Source organism: Thermoanaerobacterium thermosulfurigenes (assembly GCF_051201035.1).
Lineage (GTDB): Bacteria > Bacillota > Thermoanaerobacteria > Thermoanaerobacterales > Thermoanaerobacteraceae > Thermoanaerobacterium > Thermoanaerobacterium thermosulfurigenes.
In genome coordinates, this window is sequence record NZ_JBPODR010000006.1 from 26,002 (window position 1) to 52,110 (window position 26,109).

Annotated in this window: 31 protein-coding genes; all 31 read right to left on the bottom strand. The window is 33.1% G+C overall.

The features are described from left to right. Positions 1-4 precede the first annotated feature (4 nt). From HNR52_RS03225 to flgC, 31 genes are read right to left on the bottom strand one after another with little or no spacing between them, the layout of a single operon-like run. On the bottom strand, positions 5-1,366 hold the full coding sequence (locus HNR52_RS03225; protein ID WP_013788078.1) for a flagellar assembly protein A: 1,362 nt from the start codon (positions 1,364-1,366) through the stop codon (positions 5-7). 25 nt (positions 1,367-1,391) lie between these two features. Next, positions 1,392-2,132 (bottom strand): sigma-70 family RNA polymerase sigma factor, encoded by a 741-nt coding sequence (locus tag HNR52_RS03230; protein ID WP_013788079.1) that lies wholly within the window; start codon positions 2,130-2,132, stop codon positions 1,392-1,394. 22 nt (positions 2,133-2,154) lie between these two features. After that, entirely contained in the window at positions 2,155-2,643 is a 489-nt protein-coding gene (locus tag HNR52_RS03235) for a chemotaxis protein CheD (protein WP_013788080.1), read from the bottom strand. Continuing rightward, entirely contained in the window at positions 2,636-3,250 is a 615-nt protein-coding gene (locus HNR52_RS03240; protein ID WP_013788081.1) for a chemotaxis protein CheC, read from the bottom strand. Before HNR52_RS03240 ends, HNR52_RS03235 begins: the two co-directional genes overlap by 8 nt. Then, complete coding sequence (locus HNR52_RS03245; RefSeq protein WP_013788082.1) at positions 3,247-3,681, bottom strand: chemotaxis protein CheW; 435 nt, start codon at positions 3,679-3,681, stop codon at positions 3,247-3,249. The genes HNR52_RS03240 and HNR52_RS03245 overlap by 4 nt, the downstream gene beginning before the upstream one ends. A 21-nt stretch (positions 3,682-3,702) precedes the next feature. Further along, complete coding sequence (locus HNR52_RS03250; RefSeq protein ID WP_013788083.1) at positions 3,703-5,664, bottom strand: chemotaxis protein CheA; 1,962 nt, start codon at positions 5,662-5,664, stop codon at positions 3,703-3,705. Between the two features lie 22 nt (positions 5,665-5,686). Beyond that, positions 5,687-6,316: a flagellar brake protein gene (locus HNR52_RS03255; RefSeq protein WP_435619690.1), complete on the bottom strand. Its 630-nt coding sequence runs from the start codon at positions 6,314-6,316 to the stop codon at positions 5,687-5,689. Beyond that, a complete protein-coding gene (locus tag HNR52_RS03260; RefSeq protein ID WP_013788085.1) occupies positions 6,309-7,166 on the bottom strand; it encodes a MinD/ParA family ATP-binding protein in 858 nt (285 codons plus the stop codon). Before HNR52_RS03260 ends, HNR52_RS03255 begins: the two co-directional genes overlap by 8 nt. Before the next feature lies 1 nt (position 7,167). Continuing rightward, entirely contained in the window at positions 7,168-8,181 is a 1,014-nt protein-coding gene (locus tag HNR52_RS03265) for a flagellar biosynthesis protein FlhF (protein WP_013788086.1), read from the bottom strand. Then, entirely contained in the window at positions 8,171-10,192 is a 2,022-nt protein-coding gene (flhA, locus tag HNR52_RS03270; RefSeq protein WP_435619691.1) for a flagellar biosynthesis protein FlhA, read from the bottom strand. Before flhA ends, HNR52_RS03265 begins: the two co-directional genes overlap by 11 nt. 10 nt (positions 10,193-10,202) lie before the next feature. Then, the gene (gene flhB, locus HNR52_RS03275) at positions 10,203-11,276 is read right to left on the bottom strand and encodes a flagellar biosynthesis protein FlhB (RefSeq protein ID WP_013788088.1); all 1,074 of its coding nucleotides are present in this window, start codon (positions 11,274-11,276) and stop codon (positions 10,203-10,205) included. A 6-nt stretch (positions 11,277-11,282) separates the two neighbouring features. Next, positions 11,283-12,065, bottom strand: coding sequence for a flagellar biosynthetic protein FliR (gene fliR / locus HNR52_RS03280; protein ID WP_013788089.1), 783 nt, complete (start codon positions 12,063-12,065; stop codon positions 11,283-11,285). A 5-nt stretch (positions 12,066-12,070) separates the two neighbouring features. Next, positions 12,071-12,340: a flagellar biosynthesis protein FliQ gene (gene fliQ, locus HNR52_RS03285; protein ID WP_013788090.1), complete on the bottom strand. Its 270-nt coding sequence runs from the start codon at positions 12,338-12,340 to the stop codon at positions 12,071-12,073. 15 nt (positions 12,341-12,355) lie between these two features. Beyond that, a complete protein-coding gene (fliP, locus tag HNR52_RS03290) occupies positions 12,356-13,105 on the bottom strand; it encodes a flagellar type III secretion system pore protein FliP (protein ID WP_013788091.1) in 750 nt (249 codons plus the stop codon). Next, complete coding sequence (locus HNR52_RS03295; protein WP_013788092.1) at positions 13,083-13,466, bottom strand: flagellar biosynthetic protein FliO; 384 nt, start codon at positions 13,464-13,466, stop codon at positions 13,083-13,085. The genes fliP and HNR52_RS03295 overlap by 23 nt, the downstream gene beginning before the upstream one ends. A gap of 9 nt (positions 13,467-13,475) precedes the next feature. Continuing rightward, on the bottom strand, positions 13,476-13,835 hold the full coding sequence (locus HNR52_RS03300; protein WP_013788093.1) for a response regulator: 360 nt from the start codon (positions 13,833-13,835) through the stop codon (positions 13,476-13,478). Between the two features lie 18 nt (positions 13,836-13,853). After that, positions 13,854-14,972, bottom strand: a complete 1,119-nt coding sequence (gene fliY / locus HNR52_RS03305; protein WP_435619692.1) for a flagellar motor switch phosphatase FliY — start codon at positions 14,970-14,972, stop codon at positions 13,854-13,856. Continuing rightward, positions 14,965-15,954 (bottom strand): flagellar motor switch protein FliM, encoded by a 990-nt coding sequence (gene fliM / locus HNR52_RS03310; protein WP_435619693.1) that lies wholly within the window; start codon positions 15,952-15,954, stop codon positions 14,965-14,967. Before fliM ends, fliY begins: the two co-directional genes overlap by 8 nt. A 14-nt stretch (positions 15,955-15,968) precedes the next feature. Further along, positions 15,969-16,367: a flagellar basal body-associated FliL family protein gene (locus tag HNR52_RS03315; RefSeq protein ID WP_013788096.1), complete on the bottom strand. Its 399-nt coding sequence runs from the start codon at positions 16,365-16,367 to the stop codon at positions 15,969-15,971. Positions 16,368-16,425: 58 nt separating this feature from the next. After that, positions 16,426-16,611, bottom strand: coding sequence for a flagellar FlbD family protein (locus HNR52_RS03320; RefSeq protein WP_013788097.1), 186 nt, complete (start codon positions 16,609-16,611; stop codon positions 16,426-16,428). A gap of 37 nt (positions 16,612-16,648) precedes the next feature. After that, positions 16,649-17,923, bottom strand: coding sequence for a flagellar hook protein FlgE (locus tag HNR52_RS03325; protein ID WP_013788098.1), 1,275 nt, complete (start codon positions 17,921-17,923; stop codon positions 16,649-16,651). Positions 17,924-17,950: 27 nt separating this feature from the next. Beyond that, positions 17,951-18,355, bottom strand: coding sequence for a flagellar hook assembly protein FlgD (flgD, locus tag HNR52_RS03330; RefSeq protein ID WP_013788099.1), 405 nt, complete (start codon positions 18,353-18,355; stop codon positions 17,951-17,953). Between the two features lie 13 nt (positions 18,356-18,368). Beyond that, entirely contained in the window at positions 18,369-19,676 is a 1,308-nt protein-coding gene (locus tag HNR52_RS03335) for a flagellar hook-length control protein FliK (protein WP_013788100.1), read from the bottom strand. A 15-nt stretch (positions 19,677-19,691) separates the two neighbouring features. Then, entirely contained in the window at positions 19,692-20,273 is a 582-nt protein-coding gene (locus HNR52_RS03340) for a MotE family protein (RefSeq protein ID WP_013788101.1), read from the bottom strand. A 3-nt stretch (positions 20,274-20,276) separates the two neighbouring features. Continuing rightward, entirely contained in the window at positions 20,277-20,708 is a 432-nt protein-coding gene (locus HNR52_RS03345; protein WP_435619694.1) for a flagellar export protein FliJ, read from the bottom strand. A gap of 25 nt (positions 20,709-20,733) precedes the next feature. Then, complete coding sequence (gene fliI, locus HNR52_RS03350) at positions 20,734-22,050, bottom strand: flagellar protein export ATPase FliI (RefSeq protein WP_013788103.1); 1,317 nt, start codon at positions 22,048-22,050, stop codon at positions 20,734-20,736. After that, a complete protein-coding gene (locus tag HNR52_RS03355) occupies positions 22,040-22,807 on the bottom strand; it encodes a FliH/SctL family protein (protein WP_435619695.1) in 768 nt (255 codons plus the stop codon). Before HNR52_RS03355 ends, fliI begins: the two co-directional genes overlap by 11 nt. Further along, positions 22,800-23,816 carry a flagellar motor switch protein FliG gene (gene fliG / locus HNR52_RS03360; RefSeq protein ID WP_013788105.1) on the bottom strand — a complete coding sequence of 339 codons (1,017 nt, stop codon included), beginning with the start codon at positions 23,814-23,816 and terminating at the stop codon, positions 22,800-22,802. The genes HNR52_RS03355 and fliG overlap by 8 nt, the downstream gene beginning before the upstream one ends. 11 nt (positions 23,817-23,827) lie before the next feature. Continuing rightward, entirely contained in the window at positions 23,828-25,336 is a 1,509-nt protein-coding gene (gene fliF, locus HNR52_RS03365) for a flagellar basal-body MS-ring/collar protein FliF (RefSeq protein WP_435619696.1), read from the bottom strand. Between the two features lie 24 nt (positions 25,337-25,360). Beyond that, a complete protein-coding gene (gene fliE / locus HNR52_RS03370) occupies positions 25,361-25,648 on the bottom strand; it encodes a flagellar hook-basal body complex protein FliE (protein WP_013788107.1) in 288 nt (95 codons plus the stop codon). A 10-nt stretch (positions 25,649-25,658) separates the two neighbouring features. After that, entirely contained in the window at positions 25,659-26,108 is a 450-nt protein-coding gene (flgC, locus tag HNR52_RS03375; RefSeq protein WP_013788108.1) for a flagellar basal body rod protein FlgC, read from the bottom strand. Position 26,109: the final 1 nt, after the last annotated feature.

A 26,109-nucleotide genomic window follows, 5' to 3' on the forward strand; every position in this document is an offset into this window, starting at 1 on the left:
CCCCTTACCCTATTGGCAATATGTCTATATCCGCACCATTTCTCATAAAAGTAACATATTTTACAGGCTCTTTTATCTTTCTAGATACATCGTCTATAGTTATTTTTGTTCCCGGATAAACCGTATCATATACTTTAATTATACCAAATGATTCATCATTATTTGAATTTAATTCTCTATATTCATCCAACAAGGACTTATTCTCAGCTTCCAACTGTAACAAAGACTTAAGAGTTTTTTCATAAATGGCTCTTTTATCATCCGGCACACCTAATTTCGTTAAATATGAAACGATTTTATTTAATCCGTCTATGGATTTTTCATTTTCAGATATTTTTTTAGATATTTCTTCTTTTCTCTTTCTCTTTTCAGGTGGTTCTCCGACTATTAACTCAGTATGTACAAACATTTTAGAACCAACGTTTATTGCTTCTATTTCTCGTGTTGCTATAACTACACTGCCAACGATTACACCTTTGTTTCCAATTAACTTAACACAACTATTTGTCTTCACTGTGCTGTACATTATGGCTTCACTTACGACATCATCTTCAGCTATTACTTCACAATTTTGTAAATACTTCGATACAACTTTCCCCCCTGAGATAATTTTTGCCTTACCATTGCCTTGAATGCCTTTATGAATTATTACATTTCCTTTCGCAGATATTGTAGAACCTTCTACAACACCATATATTTCCACATCTCCATCGCTTTCTATCTTATAACCAGAACTTATGTTGTTATAGATTTTAATGCTTGCAAAAGTTCTGACATTTCCTGTCGAAGCATTGACATCTTTTAACTCAATTATAGGATTTACATTTACTTTTTGATCTTTTTTAGAAATATGTCCATCAATAGAGGAATAAAGACATCCATCATTAATATATGTGTTTTTGCCTAATGGCAATTTTGCTTCTTTGCCTTTATTTGCTTTGACTATTTCTCCATTTACGTTCATACCGTCTATACCGTCTTCAGGATCTACCTTTCGGGCTATGATTTCATCCTTTTTCACACTTTTAAATATTTGCAGCTCTTTATAATCCACTCTTCCATCTTCAAGCACTTTTGGTTCAGCATTGCTCTCAAAATCGATTAAATACTCAACACGTCCATCTTTCCCATTTATAGGCTTTTTACCTTGTGCAATTAAATAACGTTCGTTAATATTGGGGGACTTGCAAATTTTATCGATGACATTTTCAATTATCCCAAAAACTACGTTATGAGATCTTAAAAGCTCGTAAATATTATCTTTATTCAAAACAATACCATCGTTTGAAATATTTTCAACTATTAAAAATGCGGCCATTTTGTCCGACGATATTTCCAATTTGCAAGAATATTTTAAATCACACATATAAATGCCCCCAAATTTTTATTAGTTACAGCAAGTCACTTAGCTTTTCCTTTAACTTTTTTATGGCTTTTGAATGAATTTGTGATATTCTAGATTCCGTCAATCCCATTATTTTACTAATTTCTTTATAGTTCAAATCCTCATAGTAATACAATGAAATAATCAATCTTTCTTTTTCCTGTAGCGTATCAATAGCCTTAGAAATATTCTGCTTCAAGTCAAACATCATTACTTCATTTTCAGGATTTGTAACTTCGTTGTCTGTAATTGAAGTAATTTTCAAATTGTTCTCAATCACTTCATCTAAAGAACTTATGTAACCCGCATTCATATAACTTAAAGTCTTTAAAACGTCATTTTTTGATAACTTTGTTGCCTCCATAATTTCTTCAATAGTAGGTTCTCTTTTGTATTCCTGTTCTAATTGTTCAATTGTTTTTTCAATGCTTTTATATCGTTTTTTTAGACTTCTCGGAATCCAGTCTTTTTTTCTTAAATAATCAATTATCTCTCCCTTTATTCTTATCGACGCATATGTCTCAAACTTTACACCCTTTGAAACATCATATTTATTAACTGCATCGATTAACCCAATCATTCCTTGGCTTATAAGATCATCAGTATCTTCTTTGCTTAATTCTGACAAGCAAATTCTCTTGACTATATGCTTAACAAGTGGCATATATTTGATTATGATGTCTTCCTTGGAACTTCCGTCTTTTTGCTTTTCATATTTATCCCATAAGTCTTGTTCGAGTAGAGACATTTTTAAACATTCCTTTCCTACCCTAAATAAATTTTACACCATGTCCGATTGTTTTAATTAACAGCTTGCCACTTTCGCAGTCAAATTCAATTGTACGACCATAATTACCACCTGTATCTTCTGAAACCAATGGTATGTTTAAAGACGATAAAACTTCTTTAGTAGCAATTACATTGCGGGCACCTATATTCATAATATCCAAGTTTGCCTTTGTTGCAAACATTTGAGCGCCACCTGCTATTTTACTTATTATGTACTTTCTGTCAGCACCTAACTCTAACATCATATCTATCAATGCTGTGATACCTGTATCGGCAAATTTAAGTTTATTTGAGTTGTTTTTACTTTGATCGCTATATGGCAACATAATGTGGACAAGCCCAGATATTTTACTTACTTTGTCATATAGGACAATACCCACACATGACCCAAGACCGACTGTAACCAATTTGCTTGGACACTTTGCAACTCTTGCATCGGCCATTCCTACTCTAAATGTAAAATTATCCATCTAATTCAACTCCAAGTGCGTTAAGTATTTTATCAAATGATTCTATATCAGGTATAAGAAAGAAATCGCCTTTTATTAATTTATTTCCTTCAAAAAACTCTGTCTCAATAAACAAAATTTTATCAGATAATTCACTAAATTTAATCGCAGGAACACTTAATATAGCACCTGCCATATCAATGCTGATTGCAGGAGGTGATATTTTCATGTCCAAATTTGTCAATGTAGACAGCGAAGACACATAACTCCCTGCCATAATATTGCCTATTTCTTCTAATGCTGATTTTTCGATTTCTGTAAATTCATCGCCAACATTGACTCCCATCAAATATTGAATCAAATAAGAAGCACTTTCAATATCTAAAGAAAATAAAATATTGCCATTCACACTTCCTTCAAGATCAAAATATATTCCCACAATAATAGTGTCGGCAAGTCCAAATATATCCTGTACTTCGTTTAATTCCATCAGTCGTACAGTAGGGATTTTCATATCTATTTTTTTGCCTATCAAAGATGCTAAAGCTGTTATAGCGTTTCCTGAGCCTATATTTCCAAGCTCTTTAAGTACATCGATGTATGTCTCATTTATCTTATTTATATTCATATCTTCACTTCCTGCTGAGTAGTCAATTTGTCTATATCAAAAAGCATCAATATCCTGTTTCCTACCTTTCCTATTCGCCCAATAAAACTTTCCTTTTTGTATAAATTACTGTTAACATCTATCGAATCTATACTTTCATCATTTATTTCTACAACTTCATTAGCATTATCTACAATAATTCCTATTACAATATCGTTATTCTTTATGATGACTATTCTTGTATCGTCGTCATAATTGACTTCGTCTAATTTTAACAACATTCTAATTGAAATGACAGGAATTATCTCGCCTCTCAAATTTATGACACCTTTTACAAATGAAGGCGCTTTTGGAACTCTTGTTATCTTAGTAATTTTTTCAATGGATTGTACTTTATCTATTTCTATTCCGTATTCTTCACCGCCTAATTTAGTCACGACAAACATACTCATATGCAACGCCTCCTTCTTCTTTTAAAATAAATTATTAGAATCTATTATTAAAGCTACTTGCCCATCTCCCAATATTGTTGCACCAGCAATTATTTTTACATTACTTAAATATTTACCTAATGGTTTTATTACTATTTCCTGCTGCCCTATAAGTTCATCAACACTACATGCAGCCAAATTGTCACCTTTTTTTATAATCACACATATAAACTCATCATTATCTTCATTAGACTCAACATCTAAAATATTGTGCAATCTTATCAATGGAATTACTTTTCCTCTGTACATGACAACTTCCTTACCCTGTACTAAATGCACTTCGTTCTTATTTTTGTTTACAATTTCCGATATTGAATTTAATGGGAATGCGTACTTTTCGTTTCCAACCATCACTAACAATGCCTGAATTATAGCCAAAGTCAATGGCAATTTTATTATAAACTTTGTTCCCTTATCTTTTTCTGTTTTGACTTCTATAGAACCGTTCAAAGATTCTATTTTGTTTTTAACTACATCAAGTCCTACCCCTCTACCTGATATATCAGATATCTTGTCAGAAGTGCTGAATCCAGGTTCAAATAACAATCTTATTAATTTTTCGTTTGACAACTCATTAGCTTCCTCATCGGATAGCATACCTTTTTCATAAGCTTTCTTTTTCACCTTTTCAAAGTTAATACCAGAACCATCGTCACTTACTTCAATTATTACATTATTTCCTTCATGATACGCCTTAAGATTTATAATGCCAGTCTCTGGTTTACCCTTTCTCATTCTTAATTCAGGTGTTTCTACACCATGATCTATAGAATTTCTTATTAAATGTACTAATGGATCACCTATTTCATCTATTACAGTCCTGTCAACTTCAGTATCCTGTCCAAACATATTTAATGTGATTTTTTTATTAAGCTCTCGAGATAAATCCCTTACCATTCTTGGGAAACGGTTGAAAACTCTTTCCACTGGTACCATTCTTACCTTCATCACAGCATCATGAAGATTTGTAGTTATTCTCTCGAGATACTCAATCGTTGCAATAGTGTCAGGATTTTTTTCGCTTGATTCCAATCCTTCTAACCGTGTTTTTATTATTATTAATTCGCTTACTAAATTCATCAAATTGTCTAATCTCTCAATATCTACTCTAACGCTTTTATTTGTCTTATTATGTTTTATTTGATCATCGTTATTTGTATTAACCGTCTTTTCGAAATTCTTATTATCTTTTATTTCTTTGGAATACAATATTTCTTCGATATTTATTTCCTGTATTTCTGATATTGCAGTTAATTTTGACTTTACAAAGTCTTTATCATGTTTGCTAATCAAATGAACGGTAAATCTATCGTCAAATTTTTCATCTTCTATATCTTCTACTGAAGGCTTAGAATCTATAATATCGCCTAAATTATCCAATGTATTAAATACTATAAAAGCTCTTGCAGACTTCATCACGCAATTTTTATCAATAACTACTTCAATACTATACGTTTTATAACCTTGAGATGCTGCTTTCTCAATTATATCTTTCTCGTACAAATTCACTTCATTGCTGGTATAAGCTTTGGATTCTTCACTATTATTGGTTACGTAAATTTCCTCATTTGAATTGCCATTTTCCAACAATTTAAGCAAATTGTCAATGTCATACGCATCATCACCACTTTGAGATATTTTTCCAATCATAGAACTTAAAGCATCCATGCATTTAAACAATACATCCATTAAATTGCTGGAAACTTTCAATGAATTATTTCTAATTTCTTGAAAAACATCTTCCATCTTATGAGTCAATTTTGTCATGTTTTCAAAGCCCATTGTGGCTGCCATTCCCTTTAGGGTATGGGCGGATCTAAATATTTCATCTACAATATGTGAATCTTCAGGATTTTTTTCAAGCTGAAGAAGATTTTCATTTAAGCTCTCAATGTGTTCTTCAGATTCCTCCAAAAATATCTCTAAGTATTGATTTGTATCCATCCTATTTTCCTCCTTTTTACATTTAAAAGTTTATCTGCTGTCTTTTTAATCGTCTTTGCTCTTTAAAAATAAATGATATTATCTTTTCTCTTACTCTATCTTGTATATCGACATATTGAGCGGCTATTTCATATCCATCATCAAAATAGTTACACCTTACCACTTTACATTTTTGGACCAATTCATCAGTTTCATTACTTAGCTTAACATAACAAATTATTTCTGTCCCTACGTCTACTTTTTTCTTAACCTTTGCCCTAAAGCCACCGCCACTTATATCCTTTATGACACCTTTCTCGAAAGTCTCATCATCTTCATGTAGCTTATACTTAAATTCCATTATTTTTTCTAATCTAAAAAATTGTCTTCTTTGCAACTTCTCTATATCAGTTACCCTTTTTAATTGTATAAACGACAAATTGCCGAAAAATCTATTTATGACTATTCCATCAAAAGTAAATAATCCATCCTTGTTAAAAAAGATGACATTAACTTTTGAACCAATCCTTATTGGAACAAAGTGTCCATTATGTATCGGCGTTTCCACAAGCAATGTACCATCTGCAGATACATCGTCAACTTTTGACACATATTTGTTGCTACTTTTGCCAATACTTATTTCGATCTTTTGCCCTGGCTTTATGTTAACCATTATTAATGCCTCCACCATTCAAAAACATTTTTCTAAATATTCCGAGAAGCCCTTCTTTCTTTTTATCCGTCTTATAATTTGTAAGGACTTCGGCAATTTTCGCGATATCTTTTGAAGGCTTACTATACTGATACTTTAGCACAATAGGAATTTGCATTTTTATACATTCGCTTATTTTGGCATCTTCATGTACAAAACCAAGATTAATTATTGAAGCGCCCAAAAAGTTAATAAGTGCATTGTTAAGCCTTTCATAAACAGAAACATATTCGCTTTGATTAGCAACTTTATTAACTATTAAATACAAATTTTTATCGCTTAAGTCATTAATTGTTTTAATAAGTATGTAAGCATCCATTATGGCAGTTGGCTCTGGTGTGGTTACAATTATCACATCATCTGACATATCTATAAAACTTTTTACCGTTTTATTAATTCCAGCTCCAGTATCAACAATTATATAGTCGAAGTAATTATCTAATATTTTAATATTGTTAAAAAATACATTTAGATCTATATTGCCATTTACTAAATCAAAATTTCCTCCTGTTGAAATAAATTTCACCCCAACAGGTCCATCATTTATGACATCAACGATCTTTTTGTTCCCATACAGCACATCGTACAATGTATAATTTGACACAACACCTAACTCTATCTCTGCATTAGAAAACCCTATATCAGCATCAACAATTAAAACTTTATACCCAATCTTTTTTAGCGCTATAGATAGATTAACAGAAATGCATGTTTTCCCAGTTCCTCCTTTTCCACCTGTAACGGTTATGACTCTGCATCTTTTTGCATTGTTTTGTTGAAATAGATACCTAAGCCTCTCCGCCTGATCCATGTTAATTCCCCTTTAAAATATTTTGTGCAATCATTTTACTATCAGCTAAACTAATATCATCAGGTACCATCTGACCATCTGTTACGTATGATACAGACTTTTTTGAGTAGTATATTGAATTTAAAATAACACTATAATTATCTGTCTCATCTAACTTAGTAAAAAGAAGATTGTACTCATCTATAAAGTCGTACGATTTTATAATTTTTTTAATATCGCTGTTTTTTGTAGCTGCGCTTAGGCAAAGATAAACTTCGTCATAGGTACCATACTGCAAAAAGGTTTTTAATTCCTGCATTTTCTTAGAATCAGTATGACTTCTTCCAGCAGTATCAATCAAAACCACATCGTATTTGCTTATTTCACCTTCCAATCGATTTAAATCAAAAATATTGTTAACTACCATTACAGGTACACCTAAAATCTCACCATAAATTTTTAATTGTTCTGCGCCAGCAATTCTAAATATATCCGCAGTTATTAACAATACTTTTTTCTTTTCCCTCAAAATTAGATTAGAAGCAATTTTTGCAATCGTCGTCGTTTTACCGACACCTGTAGGTCCAATAAAAACAGCACGTTTTTTCTCGTTCAAGCCGGTTATTTTCTTTGGAGGACCAATAAAATTTACAATTCTCTTTTGCAATGTCTCTAAATTGCTATCCGAAACCTCATTTATACCATCAGTCAGAATTTTCGACAATTTATCATCAACGCCTCTTGAAACAAGTTCATAGGCCAGATCTTTTTTACTTTCATCCTTTATTTCATTATGTTTAAACTCTCTTAGAAGCGACTTGATTTCATACAAATCTTTAATAAACAGATCTCTTTCATCAATTTTGTTTTCTTCTACTGCAGCTACAACTTCAACTTTTTTCTTTTTAAATAGGCCTCTCAATCCTCTTTCTTTGTAACTGCTCTGTTGCAATATTACCGCATCGCTACCCATTTCAGCTTTAATAAGTTTTAAAGCATCTTGATAATTATCTGCAATATATCGCTTAACTTTCACTTAGTTTCACCGTCCCTACAGAAAATACCTCTACATTAGGCAAAAGTTCATTGTACGATAAAACGACTATATCTTTCGAAATTTGCTCGATTAATTTTCGCAAATAGAATCGTATAATTGGTGCTGTAAGTATAATTGGCTGTTCGCCCTTAATCGTAATCTTTTTTATGATGTTGTGTACAGCCTTCAATATTTTTTGCATTGAATCAGGCGGAAGCGCTAAATACGATCCATGTTCAGTCTGATTTATAGCGTTTTGTATTGACCTCTCAACCTCCGGATCCAATGTTATCACTTGGAGTTTACCGTCTTTAGCATACTTGTTTGTTATAGCTCTTTTTAATGATTGTCTTACATACTCTGTTAAAACATCGGTATCTTTCGTAGTTGGCGCATAATCAGCTAAAGTTTCCAAAATAGTTACCATATCTCTAATCGAAATTTCCTCTCTTAACAAGTTACACAAAACCTTCTCAATATCGCCTAAGCTTAGTAATTTTGGCACAATTTCTTCAACCAAAGCTGGATTTGACAGCTTTATATTATCTAAAAGCTCTTTAACCTCCTGCCTTCCTAAAAGTTCGTCTGAGTGCCTCTTTATGATATTTGTAAGATGTGTAGAAATGACAGATGGAACATCGACTACTGTACATCCCAACATTTCAGCTTTTTGTTTTTCGCTATCGTCAATCCATAAAGCAGGCAATCCAAAAGCCGGTTCTCTCGTGCTTATACCCTTTATATCGCTGCTTATTTCGCCAACTTGCATACACAAATATTTATTTACATACACATCGCCTTTCCCTACTTCGTTGCCTCTTATTTTGATTATGTACTCGTTTGGTTTAAGCTGAATATTATCTCTCAACCTTACCATAGGTACGACTAAACCTAAATCCAAAGCAATTTGCCTTCTAATCATTACAATTCTGTCTAATAATTCACTGCTGGCAATTGGAATCAACTCGTATCCAAATTCCAGTTCAATCGGATCCACTTGCAATAAATCGTAAGCTCTTTTAGGATCTCTAATTTCTTCCAATTCTTTTAAGTCATCTTTTTTAACTTCATCATTTGTTAAATTTTTCTTCCTGTTTGAAAATCCCAAATATGTAAACAATGAACCTATTATAAGCAATGGAATGGCAGGAAGCATAGGAACAAATGCCATCAGAATAAGCAAAATACCTGTCATTTGTAAAACCCTTGGCTCTTTTATAAGCTGCATTATCACATCGTTGCCCATATTGGACTCTGATGCGGTCCTTGTGACTATGATACCAGTGGCTGTCGATATTAAAAGAGCTGGAATCTGACTTACCAATCCATCACCAACAGTCAAAATCGTATAAGTATTTATGGCTTGATTTATATCCATGCCTTTAATAGTCATTCCAATGATTAATCCCGCAATTATATTTATTATCATGATTATGATTCCAACGATGGCATCTCCCTTTACAAATTTACTTGCGCCATCCATTGAACCAAAAAACTTTGCTTCTTCCTGAATTTTCTTTCTTCTTTCTTTTGCTTCTTTGTCGTTTATTATTCCAGCATTTAAATCTGCATCAATTGACATTTGTTTGCCTGGCATTGCGTCAAGAGTAAATCTTGCGGAAACTTCGGACACTCTTTCAGCACCTTTTGTTATTACAATGAATTGTACAATTGCAATTATAATAAACACTATAAATCCTACTATGGGGTTATTGCCAATGACAAAACTTCCAAATGCATGAATCACATTGCCTGCAAATCCAGACGTCAAAATCAAACGAGTAGAAGAAATATTAAGGGATAATCTCATCAAAGTCGTTATAAGCAATATTGATGGAAAAACAGAAAAATCCATAGCATCCTTAACATACATTGTCGTAAGCAGTATTATGATGGATAGCGATATATTTAAAATAAGCAAAAAATCCAATAATATAGATGGAACAGGAATGATTATTATTAAAACAATTCCTACGACAAATATTGCTGCAATTAAATCTGAAAATTTCAATATATCCCTCCTATTCTCCCCTCAAACTATATACATAAGCCAAAACCTCTGCAACTGCTTTATACAATTCAGGCGGTATGCTATCACCGATTTCCGTTGTTTTATACAAAGATTGAGCCAATGGTTTATTCTCAACAATCGCAATCGAATACTTAATTGCTTCTTCTTTTATTTTCTGAGCTATATAATCTTGTCCTTTTGCTACGACAACAGGTGCATCATTAATTTCGTTATCATACATTAAAGCTACTGCAATGTGTGTAGGGTTCGTTATGACAACATCGGCTTTTTTTATGTTTTGCATCATCCTTCTCATGGAAATCTGCCTTTGTTTCTTTCTAATTTCTGATTTTATTTGAGGATTGCCTTCAGTTTCCTTAAATTCCTCTTTGATGTCTTCTTTACTCATTCTAAGATTTGATTCATATTCTCTCCACTGATATACGTAATCTATTGCTCCTAAAACCACCAATACTAAAGAGATCCTCAACAATATGCCAGCAAATATGTTCATGTTATATTTAATAAGATCTTGCACAGACATATCTAAAAGTTGTGGAATACCCTTATACTGACCTATCAAAAATGAATACATTACGTACGCCAATATGCTAATTTTAATGATTGACTTTACAAGTTCTAATAAACTCCTTTTAGAAAACATCCTTTTTAAACCATCAAGAGGATTTAATCTTTCTAATTTAAAATTCAAAGTCTCTAAAGTAAACACAAATCCAACTTGCGCATAAGTTGATATAAGAGCTATTATAAATACCGTTGCAATGGTTGGCAAAATCAGTTTTATAAAAACAGAAAACACCATCTCAAACAACTTGTATATGCCATTAATCGTAAATACATTATCGCTGGCACCACCATAATTTAAAAAAAGGAATTTGATTAAATTCATGATTTCAGCAATGCTATTTTGCACTGTAAAATATATGACGAGAAAACCTGCTATTGTTACAAGTGCTGAAGTAACTTCTCTACTTTGAAATACTTGTCCTTTTTTCCTTGCGTCTTGCCTTCTCTTGGGTGTTGCCGGTTCTGTTTTTTCACCTGCAAAAATTTGTAGCTTCAATTCCTGTCATCCTTTGACAATTGATTTAAAAAGCGCAAATATATCTGAGTACATTCCATTAAACAAGACGTCAATAACCGCTAAATACATTGGCAGCATAATAAACAATGTAAAAATGCCAACGAATATTTTTATAGGCATACCTATCATAAATACATTTAATTGTGGTATTGTCCTTGATATTATGCTTAAAGTTATATCTGTAAGCAAAGTTGACACAACAATCGGTGCGCTTATTCTAAATCCTAAAACAAACATATCCGATACAATCTTTGTAATGACTGTATTAATGCTTTCTAAATGTAAAAATGGCGTGCCTACAGGTATCATACTATAACTTTGAAAAAGCAACTGAAAAAGCTTGTGATGACCGTCTATAAGTAAAAACAATAATAATGTAAGTATATATACAAAATTTCCAATTAAAGGCACCTGTGTTTCTTCACCAGCCGCCAAGACATTGACAATGCTAAAGCCCAATTGGTAATCTATTATTTGTCCAGCCAAATATATAGCGCTAAATGAAATCATAGAAGACAAACCAATCAATAAGCCAATCAAAAACTCATTAAAAACAATTTCAACGTATTGATATAAATTATTTGCATCAATTTTCACATTTACTAATTCAAAAATCATTATTGATGTAAAAAAAGCAAGTCCTATTTTAAACGTGGAAGGCAATGTCTTAGTCCCAAAAAGCGGTGTCAATATAAAGATTCCCAGCATTCTAACAAATACTATTAAAAAGTACTGTACATTGTTTAAAATATAATAACTTAACTCCATATTATCTACCTGATAAAACTGTTAATATTTAATATTAATTTTTGAGTATAATTAATAAGTACCGTAAGCATCCATGGACCAAACAATATAATAGATGCAAATATTGCTAAAATTTTCGGCACAAATGTCAACGTCTGCTCTTGAATTTGTGTTGTGGCCTGAAAAATACTTATTATTAATCCTACAAGCAATGATATAATTAGAAGTGGCGCAGAAACCATCATGGTCACCATTAATGCTTCTCTGCCTATATCAAGAACTAATCCCGGATCCATATATTAATCCCTCCCTTATCTAAAACCAATTACTAAAGACTTAGCCAAAATATTCCATCCATCCACCAGTATGAAAAGCAAAAGTTTAAATGGCAAGGATATAAGTACAGGTGGCAACATGAACATCCCCATTGACATCAATACACTGGCAACAACCATGTCTATGATTAAGAACGGTATGTATATGATAAATCCAATTTCAAACGCCGTTTTTAGTTCACTTATTATGAATGACGGTATGACTACTCGCAAAGGAACATCATTTACACTTTTTACTTTTAACTTTGACAAATTGATAAACAAATTTAAGTCATTTTTCCTGGTCTGCTTAAGCATAAAGTTCTTTAGTGGATCTCTTGCCTTAACATAAGCTTCTTGTGGCGTTATTTTTCCTTGCATATATGGCTGAATAGAATCTTTATTTATTTGTGAACCAACTGGTGCCATTATAAAAAACGTCAAAAACAAAGCCAGACCAATCAAAACTTGATTTGGAGGCATTTGCTGTAGACCTAAGGCATTTCTTAAAAACGACAAAACAACAATTATCCTCGTAAAAGAAGTCATCATTATAAGTATTGATGGCGCTAATGTCAATACAGTTAAAAGAAGAACTATTTGGATGCTTGATGCGACTTCATTAGAAGTCGATGGAGCATTGACCGTTATTAAAGATGAAGCATTATTTGGAGCTGCATATGCATTTTGTGTCAATAAAATTGGCAATACAAGCACCAGCCAGCTAAATTTTTTTATCTTTATCATGTTCATTACCACCCAGATTTTTAATTGACAATCTCTTTAAATTGTTTAATGAAATATTTAAACTTTGCCCAAAGTTAAAACTTTTATCTTTTATTTTTAAGTCTTTTTCGTCTAAAGTTTTTATGTAAATAATAGAATCACTTGTAGCACTAAAAAGCATGTATTCATTGCAAACTTTAATTATATACAAGTTTTTATCCTTGCCTAAAGCTAGATGATCTATAATTTCAAAATTTTCTCCTTTGTATATATTGAACGCTTTTTTATTTAAAAACAAAGTTACATAATAAGCTAAAAACACGACTAAAATAAATATCAAAAGAAATGCTACAGCTTCAATAAACAGGTTATCGCTGGACATCCAAATTCCTCATTTCAACATTTTCTTGACGGCTTCTATAACTCTATCTGGTTGAAACGGCTTTACTATAAAATCTTTTGCACCTGCCTGTATTGCTTCTATAACCATTGCTTGCTGTCCCATAGCTGAACACATGACTACTTTTGCATTCGGATCCTTTTTAACTATTTGTTTTACAGCTTGGATGCCATCCATTTCTGGCATTGTAATATCCATAAGCACTAAATCAGGTTTCTCTTGATTGTACTTTTCTACGGCTACAGATCCATCTTCTGCTTCAATCACAGTACCAAGATTGTTTTTAGTTATTATATCTTTTATCATCATCCTCATAAAAGCTGCATCATCTACAATCATTATTTTGCTCATGACCAAATCCTCCTCGTATTATAATGAATTTATTCTTTTGCTTTGTTTTACTATATCAAGTATTCTGACGCCGAAATTCTCATCTATTACTACTACTTCGCCTTTCGCAATAAATTTCCCATTGACTAATATATCTACAGGCTCGCCAGCTAATTTGTCAAGCTCAATTATAGAGCCTTCATTAAGTTCTAATATATCTTTTATTAATTTTCTTGTACGTCCCAACTCAACAGTGACAGTTAGTGGAATATCCATAATAAGATTTATATTTTCTTTTTCTGAAACTGTCTGTTCATAAGCGTCAAGCTCTTTAAAGACGACCGGCTTCACATCGACCTTTCTACTTTTTGGCTGGCTTATTTGCTCTTCATGTCTAATTTCTTCATTGAAATCATTCTTTATTCCTGCAGTACCAGTATTTATTATATCATCATCATTAACATCTTGAAAAGAACCTTTTGGAGAATTTTCTACATTTTTTGACATCACCTGTTCAACAAGCTTTTTAGCAAATGAAATAGGAATCAATTGCATGATTTCACTGTCAATTATATCTCCAACTACCATCTTAAATGCAACCTTGACTATATCTCCTTCAGGAAACGAGATGTCTCCTGGCAATCCTTTGTTAAAATCCACGATAAAAGCTTTTGGCGGCGAAATATTTATGCTTTCGCCAATGAGTGTAGACAGCGAAGTCGATGAAGAACCAATCATCTGATTCATTGCTTCTCCAATAGCACTCAAATGAAGTTCTGTTATCTCTCCTTCAGTGACATTCCCATCACCACCCATCATTAAATCAGTGATGCGAAGTACATCTTGCTCCTTTAAAATTAAAAGATTGTTACCTTTAATGCCTTCTGTATACTCTACTTCAACAGCAACGTATGGTATATTGAATTCTTTCTTTAAGCTTTCCCAGTTAACAATGCTGACTTTAGGCGTTGTTATAGTTACTTTGTTTCTGAGAAGCGTAAACAAAGTTGTTGCAGAAGTTCCAAAGCTAATATTTCCTATCTCACCTAAAACATCTTGTTCTTCTTCAGTTAGAATTACATCGCTTTTGCTATTTTCTATGCCAGACATACCGCTTAATAATGCATTAATTTCATCTTGTGATAAAATATCACTCATCCGCATCATCTCCTTCGCTGCAAATCTCAGTTATTTGAACGCAGTATTTCTTGTTTCTAATCCCTGGAACACCTAAAAACTTTGTTTCATCATTTATCTTTACTTCAATAGGATCTTTATACCGTTTATTTATCTCAATTACATCGCCTTTATCAAAGCTTAACAAATCTCTAACCGTTATCTTTGATGTGCCTATGACAACTTTTAAAGGAACATATGTATTAGATATTTTATCTTTAATTATTCCTATGTCATACGTCTGCTTTTCTGCGTTAGAGAACCATGTCTTTGTAGTAAGCAACGGCAGTATAGGAACAATCGTTATATGTGGCAGGCAAAAATTTATCAACCCTTCATTATCATTTATCTTCAAAGACATTGTACACAATGCTACAGTTTCATTAGGAGAAATTACTTGCGTAAATTGAGAATTGGTCTCTATTCTCGTTATCTCTGGGTTGAGCTCTATGACATTGCTCCATGCATCTTTTATCAGTGGCAACAATTGCGTTGTTATTCTCATTAAAAGCCCCATCTCAATTTCAGTATAATCTCTTTGCACAGTTTCAGATGCACCAATACCACCCAATATTTTATCTATTATTGTAAATGTTGTATTATTGTTGCACTCAAGTATAATAGGTCCTTCCAGCGGCTTTGCATCAATAACGGCTATGAATACTGGATTTGTCAATGAATTGCTAAACTCATAATATGTTATCTGTTCCACAGACACTATTGATACTTGAACTAATGTCCTTAAATAACCAGATAAAAACGTCGTAAAACTTCTCGACATATTTTCAAATATCATTTGGAGAGTTCTTAATTGTTCCTTTGAAAATTTATTAGGTCTACGAAAGTCATAAGGTTTAACTTTTGCTTCCTGCTGATTTTCTTCTATCTCTTTTACATCAAATTCTCCTGAATTCATTGCTTTTAATAATTCATCGATTTCGCTTTGTGACAGTATGTCAGCCATAGAACTCTCCTCCCTTATTGAACTATGAAATCATCAAAATAAACATTCGTTATCTTATCGGCTCCTAATATTTTATTGATTTGACTCTTTATCTGATTCTGCAGCTTAGCTTGTCCTTCAGAACCTTCTAAATCTTGAGCAGTTTCATTTCTTAAAATTTGAATTATTGCATCTCTTATTTTCGGATTTTGATCGCTTAATTCTTTTAATACATTTTTATCGGTAACCTCTAACTCAATGCCAGCCTTGATAAACTTATCGTCTCCTTTTAAGTTTGTAATAAACTCGCTGCCAGGAGAATAATTATAATAAACAATTTTAGCTGGTTTTGAGTTGTAATTAAAAAAGAAAAATGCACTTCCAAAAGCTATGATAACTACTAATAAAATTATTATTATGATGTTATTTTTCATGACAACACCTCTGCTATATTTAAAAAAATGATTTTAAGCCTCTTCTAAATGCAAAAATTTAACTTGACATAATTTTGCGTTTATACTCTATGACTTTTCTTATAATATCACCTTTTTTTTCTTTCACCACAACTTTTTTTCCGCTAATCAAGCTTATAACAGTGTCCGGCGTCTCCTCAATAAATTCTATCATATCGGCATTGACGATGAATTCATCTCCATTTAGCTTTGTAACGCTTATCACTTATTAATCCCTCTTAACATACTAAAAATAAATTAAACTATCTTATTAAGTTTACTAAATCTTGCAATATTTCATCAGATGTAGTTATTACCTTTGCATTTGCTTCAAAACCTCTTTGAGTTGTAATCATGTTAGCAAATTCATTTGCAAGATCCACGTTTGACATTTCAAGTGTTCCTGGATCTATGGTACCTCTTGTCCCAGTGTTTGCAGCGCCTATCATTGGATCTCCGGAATTGACTGTATTTATAAACATTGTATTTCCTACTTTCTCTAACCCCTGGGTGTTTTGGAAATCAGCCAATGCTATTTGCCCGATCACTTGGGTTCTGCCATTTGAGTATATGCCACTTACAACACCGTACTGATCAATATTTATGCTTTCAATCGAGCCTGCAGAATTACCATCTTTGCTTAATTCTCTTATATCTGTGGGATTTGAATACATGGTAAGCTTAGAAAGATCTACAGTAATATTTGTTCCATCTCCCAATGTAGCATTTGTATTAGTTATTGGAAGTGATGATACGCCTACTGTAAATATCCCTACAGGAGAAGCTGGTGGAGCCGGCTGCTGTATTACACCACTTGAATCGAATGTAATTGTCCCTATTGTGACAGGTGTGGACAAGTTAGTGCCATCAAAATTTGTTATTGTAGCATTCCAATTTCCAGCATTGTCTTGCTTAGTAAATTGAATTGTGGCAACATGGCTTCCACCTTGTGAATCATAGATGGTAACATTATAGCTAACTGAGCTTCCGACACTTGTACCTGCATCGAGATTGCCACCTAACTGGATCGTTTTAGTAGAAGCTGGTGATGTACTTGACCAATTCTTGATGCTTATCGGCGATAAATTACCAGTATCTGTGTTTACTGTTTTCCCATCTTGGGATATCCACCCCATCACCTTGTAACCATCAGGTGTTACAAGATCGCCATTTGAGTCAAAGGAAAAATTCCCAGCTCTTGTATATAAATTTGCACCACCATTGTTCACTATAAAAAAGCCGTTGCCATCTATAGACAAATCTGTTGGATTGTCAGTTCTCTGAGAACCACCATTTGAAAACAGTGTATCAATAGATGCTATAGCGACACCTAATCCAATTTGTTGAGGGTTTGTACCACCGCCATTGTCTTGCGGTGCTGATGCTCCTTTTATTGTTTGGTTAAATATTTCTTTAAATGTCATTCTACTTGCTTTAAATCCTACAGTATTTACATTAGCAATGTTGTTGCCTATTACATCCATCTCGGCTTGATTTGCTTTAAGTCCTGAAACCGCTGAATACATCGACCTTAACATGATCTTTCCTCCTTAAAACCATTTTAATTAATCGGATACAGAAGTTACAGAATCCAATGACACATCACTTCCATTGATTTCTAAATACAAGTTGCTACCATCAAATTTCACTGAATCAACTTTCCCCGTGACAGTGGAACTGGAACCATTTGAATCTACACTTGCCGTAACCGTCTTTCCTAATAAACTATAAGCTTTAACAGCACTAAAGCTTTCATTTAAATTTTGCATTTGCTCTAATGCTGAAAATTGTGCCATTTGAGCTATAAACTCTTTGTCATCCATCGGATTTAAAGGATCTTGGTTCTCCAATTGAGTAACAAGCAATTGCAAAAATTGATCTTTGCCTAATTCAGAATTTGGATTGGTAACTTTAGTGCCATCAGTATATGTATTCATATAGCTATTATCATAATTCGTATTTATTGCCATCATATCACCTCCTTCAAACAACCACATCTACATGATCGTTGGATATGCTATTTAATCTTGAATAAGTTTGCGTTTGAAAATCCGCGTCATCATAATCTTCATAATTAATATGCACTTTGCTATTGTTAGGACTTTTATATCTTTGGCTGCTATCCTCTTGTCCACTGTACTGAGATGCAAATTGCATATTTCTATCTATTGAAACATTGAAACTATCTATTTTTATTCCCTTTGATTCAAGCTGATTATTTAATATGTTTAAATTCGCCTCAATCTGATGTTTCACTTTTTCATTATCAGTTAAAATGTTAGCAGTCAAACTTCCATCTACAGATTTTATGTTGATTTCTAAATTTCCTAAAAAATCCGGCTTAAGCTGAATTTTTATATTTGACTCTGTATCTGTTTTAGTTATATTGACGTTTTTAACAATTTGATCGATTATATCATTTATCTGTACGTTGTTTTTAGAATCTATATTACCTTCTAAAGCCGCTACTTGTTTGCTTTGAACAGCATTAAAAGCAATCAAATTGTCACTCTTTGTCTCCACTAATGTACCGTCATTTATTTGCTGAGATGTATTATCTGATTTTTTAGACAATATTTTATTACTTATTTCAAAGTTAGCATCCTTTTGAGTTCCATTTAAATTATCATTTTGACTTTGACTTTCATTTTGTGATAAATTGCCATTTTTAACTTCTACTTTTGTATCGACGACCATTTTAGAATCATATGCATTTGTACTGGATCTTGCATTTCCATTGTCATTAATGGTTGTCAACTGTTTTTGTACATCAACATCACTTGAACTCTGATTTGACTCATTCATTACATCATCTTTAGTTATGCTATTAGCATCCAACATAATAACGTCAGATTTAAGTTTAGTTAAATCAACATTTTTTAATGCATTCAAAACATCATTAGCGTCAATCTTTAAGTTGTACTTATCATTCAAAGTTTTTATAATAATTTCTACCAATTTGCTTAAATTTATTTTAGTCCCATTTTGACTTGCAATTATATTATCTAACTGATTTAATATGCTTTCTTTAAGAGATTCCAAATTATCTTGGCTTGCTGATAGATTTAAATGAAAGCTGTTATTTATTAAATTTAAAATCATTGCTATCATATCTGATATTTGTTTGTCGTCTAAAGGTGTACTTCCATCGATGCTTTTTCCATCTCTTTTGCTTGCACTATTTTTGATATTTTTGATAATGTCTTTGAAATCTGAAACTTTTTTGTTCAGCGTTTTATCATCATTTTTTACCTGCACAAAACTACTTAATATGTTCATTACCTGCACCACTCTATCATCTCCTCTCTATGGTGAACTGGAAGCATTTGCGTAAAGTATCTTGGTTATATCTGCTGCTTTCTTAGGATCCAACTGTTCAAGTATCTTAGATGCATTATCTTTATTCATGTTACTTAAAATGCCTATTAAAACATTGTTGTCCGTTATTTGATTCAATATATTAGCGGCATTTTGAGGATCCATGCTTTCATAATACGTAGCTAATGTCTTTAAATCAGTTTTTTTTGTGTTTGACTGCGCTTTTAAACTATTTATCTCATCTTGCTGTTTTTGAAGCTGTGACTGCAAATCTTCAATAGTTTTTTCTTTATCACTCAAGGCAGATTGAACGCTTTGCAATTCTTTTTGCTTTATGCTAAGCTCTTCATTTAATTTTTTTATTTCATCTGCGTGATTAGTCGTGGGTTTGACTTGAATTAAACCTTTTAACACAGGTACATTGCTTAAAATCTTCAAGGTATGATTGCTAATTCCACCGATATTAAAATAAAACAGCAAGCTAACTAATAAAACTACAAATAATGCAATGAATATACCTATAAACAATCGCAATGGCCTTCTTCCGTTTATGGACTCTTCTTTTTCCATCAATTAACCTCCTAAAGTAGACCTGGCTGTTTTGTACGATATCTGTTCATCGATCATCAAATTTTGTTCTATCAACGTTTGATACTTATACTCTTCATATTTCTTTTCTTTCAAACTTTCCAGTGCTTCCTTTTCTTTGCTAACTTCCATCAGATTTTGCCTCTCTTTTTCGATTTCTTCTTCTATCTCTTTTAGAGTGGCTTTTTGCTGGTTGTATTTCTCGTAAAGGGATTCTATGTACAAATTAAATTGTCTTAAATTCATTGCTGAAATGCCTAAAACCTTATTTTCTTCATTTTCCTTCGTCATTTTTTCTATTTTATTTAAAATTTCTATTAATTTATTTTTTTGAACTTCGTATTTTGAAATCAAAATTGCCATTTTTTCCTTTTCTATCTTTTGCTTTTGTTCCTTTATATTTAAAACTGTCTCCAAAGTGTACCTGAATTTTTTCACATTATCACCTGTTCAATATATTTTTTAGCATATTTATTTCATCGTCAAAGTCATATTTTTCATTTGTCGATTGCTTTATGTAATTTATCATGTCATCATGAAGTAGTATAGCCTCATCTATTTTAGGATTGCTGCCCTTTGCATAAGCGCCAATATTTATTAAATCTTCAGATTCTTCATAAACAGACAATATGTTTTTAAACCGCAACGATAAATTTTTATGTTCATCAGTGACAATGTCATTCATAACCCTGCTGATGCTTGATAAAACATCTATGGCAGGATATTGACCTTTATTTGCCAGCTTTCGCGATAAAACGATGTGCCCATCCAATATACCTCTTACTGCGTCTGTTATTGGCTCATTTAAATCGTCGCCATCTACTAAAACTGTATACAAAGCCGTTATTGAGCCATGTTTTGAAGAGCCGGCTCTTTCTAATAGCTTTGGAAGAACCGAAAAAACTGACGGAGTATAACCTCTTGAAACAGGTGCTTCGCCTATTGATAATCCAATCTCTCTCTGAGCCATAGCAAACCTAGTTACAGAATCCATCATAAGCAATACATCTAAGCCCTGATCCCTGAAATATTCTGCAATAGACGTAGCCGCCATAGCCCCTTTTACTCTCATCAATGCAGGAGTATCAGACGTAGACACCACCAATATAGATCTTTTTAATCCGTCTTCTCCTAAGTCCTTCTCAATAAATTCATTAACCTCCCTTCCTCTTTCACCTATTAGTGCGATAACGTTAATATCAGATTTAGCATTTCTGGCTATCATTCCAAGTAAAGTACTTTTCCCAACACCACTGCCTGCAAAGATTCCTATTCTCTGACCTTTACCACAAGTAAGCAAACCATCTATGGCTTTTATACCTAAAGTCATCACTTCACTTATTCTCTTTCTTTCAATCGGATTCGGAGGTGTATTGTTAGTACTGACTAATTTTTTGCATTTTATTGCACCTTTTCCATCAATCGGATTGCCTAAGGCATCAATAACTCTTCCCAACAATTCTTTTCCTACGCCAATTTTTAATTTTTGCCCTGTAGATACAACGCTATTACCTGGACCTATGCCATCCATATCTCCTAAAGGCATCAAATAGACTTTATCATCTTTGAATCCCATTACTTCTGCATATACAGTAGTGCCATTTATTGATCTTATTTCACAGACATCGCCAATATTAGATATTGGGCCTACGCTTTCAATTGTTAAGCCAACAACTTGGCTTACCTTGCCGTAATACTTGATAAAATTTTTGTCTTGTAATATAGCTTTGCACCTATCAACAAAATTACTATTGCTCATTTAAAACACCTTTTAATGCTTCTCTAATACTTTCTATTTGGGTTTTCAATCCACAATCAATCATCCCTGATGGCGTCTGTACAATGCAATCGTACTTATCGAGGGAAATATCCCTTACAATATTTACGTCATCAATAAATTTCAAACTTTTCAATAACTTGTCCTTGTTTTTGGTTAAAAACTCATAATCTTCGTCACTAACTCTAACAGTCACGACATTAGATGCTTCATAATTTTCTAAACCTTTCTTAACGAGATTAATCACTAAATCTTTATTTTCTTCGATATTAAGATCAATTATTTTCTTTACGCAGTAAATTACAGTTGAAACAATATCACTTTCAATCTCCTTATGAAGATTTCGCTTTTCGTCTGCAATCATTTCTTTAATCTCTCTTGCCTCAGCTAATAATCCGTAAGTTTGGCCTTTACCATCTTCAAGCCCTTTATTCAAGCCATCAACATAGCCTCTTTCATATCCTTCTTTGTACCCATCTCTCTTAGCATTTTCCTTTATCTCTTCAGCTATTTCTTTTGCCTTCTTTATAAGATTTTCTGCTTCGTCTTTAGCAGCTTTAATAATCTCATTTTGGATAATACTTATCTTCTCAAGTCTCTTTTTAAATTCCAAATATTTGAAAGAATCATCCATATCAAGTTTATTATTAGTAAGCTCATTCACTTTTTCTAAACGAGGTTTTTCAATAGTCACAGGAGCTGAATTTACACAATCCTCATTTTTAAGTATTCTATACAATTATTTCATCACCTCCACCTCTCGATATGACTATCTCGCCTGCTTCCTCTAACCTTCTTATAATATTGACAACTTTTTGTTGTGCTTCTTCAACATCTTTTAACCTTACAGGACCCATGTATTGAATATCTTCTTTAATCATATCCGCCAACCTCTTGGACATGTTGCTGTAAATAACTCTTTGCACTTCTTCATTAGAGCCTTTAAGCGCAAGGGCAATATCGTGATTGTCTACTTCTCTTAAAACCCTTTGTATAGAGCGGTTATCCAATGTTATAATATCTTCAAATACAAACATGCGTTTCTTTATTTCTTCTACAAGCTCTATATCTTTTGTCTCCAGTGTATCAATGATATTCTTCTCTGTAGATCTATCGACTGCATTTAAAATATCTACAATCGTCTGTATGCCTCCTGTAGACGTGTAATCTTGAGTCACCAAAGAAGATAGTTTCTTTTCCAGTATGCGTTCAACCTCTTTCACAATCTCTGGCGATGTGGCTTCCATTTTTGCAATTCTCATTGCAACATCCGACTGTATCTCTTCAGGTAACGATGACAATATAACACCTGCTTGTTGTGGCTTTAAATACGATAATATCATCGCTATTGTTTGAGGATGTTCATTTTGAATAAAGCTCAATATTTGAGATGGATCTGCCCGCCTTACAAAGTCAAAAGGTCTTACTTTGAGTGTGGACGTAAGCTTATTTATTATCTCTAAAGCTTGCTGAGAGCCGAGAGCTTTCTCCAAAATTTCTTTTGCATAATCGATGCCACCTTCAATTATGTACTCTTGTGCAATACACATATTATAAAAATCGTCCAGTATTTTTTCTTTCTCCTCAGGAGATATATTTCTTATATTAGCTATTTCCAATGTCAATTGCTCTATTTCTTCTTCCTTTAAATGCTTGTAAATTTGTGCTGCTGTCGAAGGTCCTAAAGCTATTAAAAGCATTGCACTCTTTTGTTTGCCTGATAATGTACTTTTCGCCAATGTAGACATCACCATCCATTCTATTCTTCATTTAGCCATGTTCTAATCAATTGAGCTACTATGTCTGGTTTTTGCTTAATAAACTTCTCAATTTGCTTTTTCTTTTCATCTCTCTCGTCATGTACTTCTATATCCTCTAAAGGCTCAACCATAGATATGGCTTCTTCTAATTTTGCAGAAGGCACAGCAAGTTTGCTTCTCTTTTTCATAGCATAGAAGACACCTCCAGCTAAAGCCAATGCACCTAATACGATAAGCCATACGTATGGGAAAGACTGTTTCCCATTATTTTTCATTTGATTTAATAAATCGTTGTTAAATTTTATTCCCATAACCGAGACAGATACGTTCTTACCTCCAGCGGCATTTGAAACAAGATCTGTAAGCTGCTGTTTCATAGCTGGAGTCAAATTACTGTTGTTTACTACTACGCTTAAAGATATGTTTTGTATTTTACCTTGTGCTGAAGTTAACGTCGTCTTTATCTGATTTATCTCATAATTTATGGTCGTATCTGTCTTGCTATAACTTGAATTTCCATTATTTTGAGTGGTGTATGTAGTGCTGCCTGGTGGATTGTTTGTCGCAGTACCGGCTGGTGCTCCATTGCTAGAACCATTAGCTATCTCTTTTATTGTCTGTGTGCTTCTTATAATCCCATTGTTGTCAATAACTGGCTGCCATTCTACTTTGTCCTGCACCTGCTTATCAAAATTCAAGTTTACACTGGCCCTCACTATGACATTTCCTGGCCCAAAAACTTGTTCCAAAAGGGACTGAATATTATTTTGCAAATCATTTTGTACTTTCATTTGAAGGGCGTACTGAGAACTTGCTCCATCAAGTGAACTGTCATTTTGAGCTACCAACACTTTGCCATTTCCATCAATAATCGTAACTTTGTCAGGACTTAATCCTTGAACGCTTTTAGATACGAAATTTGTTATTCCGTTTATCTGTTGATTTGTCAATGTAACGCCAGGTTTTAATTGCAGCATAACTGCTGCTGTCGAAGAATTGTCGCTATTAGACAGCACAAAATTGCTCTGATCTGGTACGACTATATTCACTTTCGCGTCTTGTACCCCATCTATTGTCTTCAACGTATTCTGTATTTCATTTTGAACAAAATATATGTACTTCTCTCTTCTCTCTTGATCCGTAGTAGCTAATGAATTATTCATTGCATCGCTAAAGCTAAAACCATCTTGTGGTATTCCTTCTGTTGCAAGTTGCATTCTCGCCTCATCTTTGTACTGAGCAGGCACTAATATTGTGCTGCCATCTCCTTCAATTTTATAGGGTATTTTCAATTCGTTTTTCAATTTGTCGACTACAGTACCTGCATCTTTTGTGCTTAAACCAGAATACAAAACCTCGTAATTAGGCCTATTTAAGATGTACAGAAGCAGTGCAATGCTTCCTATTAATAATAATGCGATAATACCTATTTGAATTTTTTGCTTTTTATCAAACTTATTCCAAAAATTGCCTATCTGCTCACGTATGTTATTTATAAAAACGGGCATTAATTCACCTCATCTCAAAGCATTTTAAACTGGCATTCTCATTATCTCCTGGTAGGCATCAAGTATCTTATTTTTAATCTGAATAGTAAGCTCCAACGCTATATCGGCTTTGGTAGCATCAATCATCACATTGTGTATATCATTGATGTCACCTGTTACTAACATTTGATCATCCTGCTGCGCTTTAAGTTGCAAATTATTCACATCTGAAATAGCTGTTTTTAAAATATCTCCAAAAGAAGAAGTGTTACTTGTTGCATTTGAAGTACCAACACTACCAACAGCACTTATCTGGGAAATAGGATTTATCATAATCAATCACCTAAGCCTTTCCAATTTCTAATGCTTTTTCTATCATGGATTTGGTTGAATTAACTGCAGTCACATTCGCTTCATATGCCCTTGTAGCAGAGATCATATCAACCATTTCAGAAACGATGTTTACATTAGGATAATTAACGTATCCAGTGCTATCTGCATCAGGATTGCCAGGATCATACACACGGTTAAAAGGCGTCTTGTTGTCTTCCTCGATAGATACGACTTCAACACCATTTCCGACTGTTGATGAACCTTTTGCAGCATTTAACATATCGCTAAAGCTACTTTGATTGTCAATTTCTTTTAAAACCACAAGCTTTCTTCTGTAAGGACCACCATTAGACGTCCTCGTTGTATCAACATTTGCGATATTTTGAGAGATGACATCCATTCTAAGCCTCTCAGCCGTAAGGCCTGTAGCGCTTATATCAATAGAATTTAAAAATCCCACG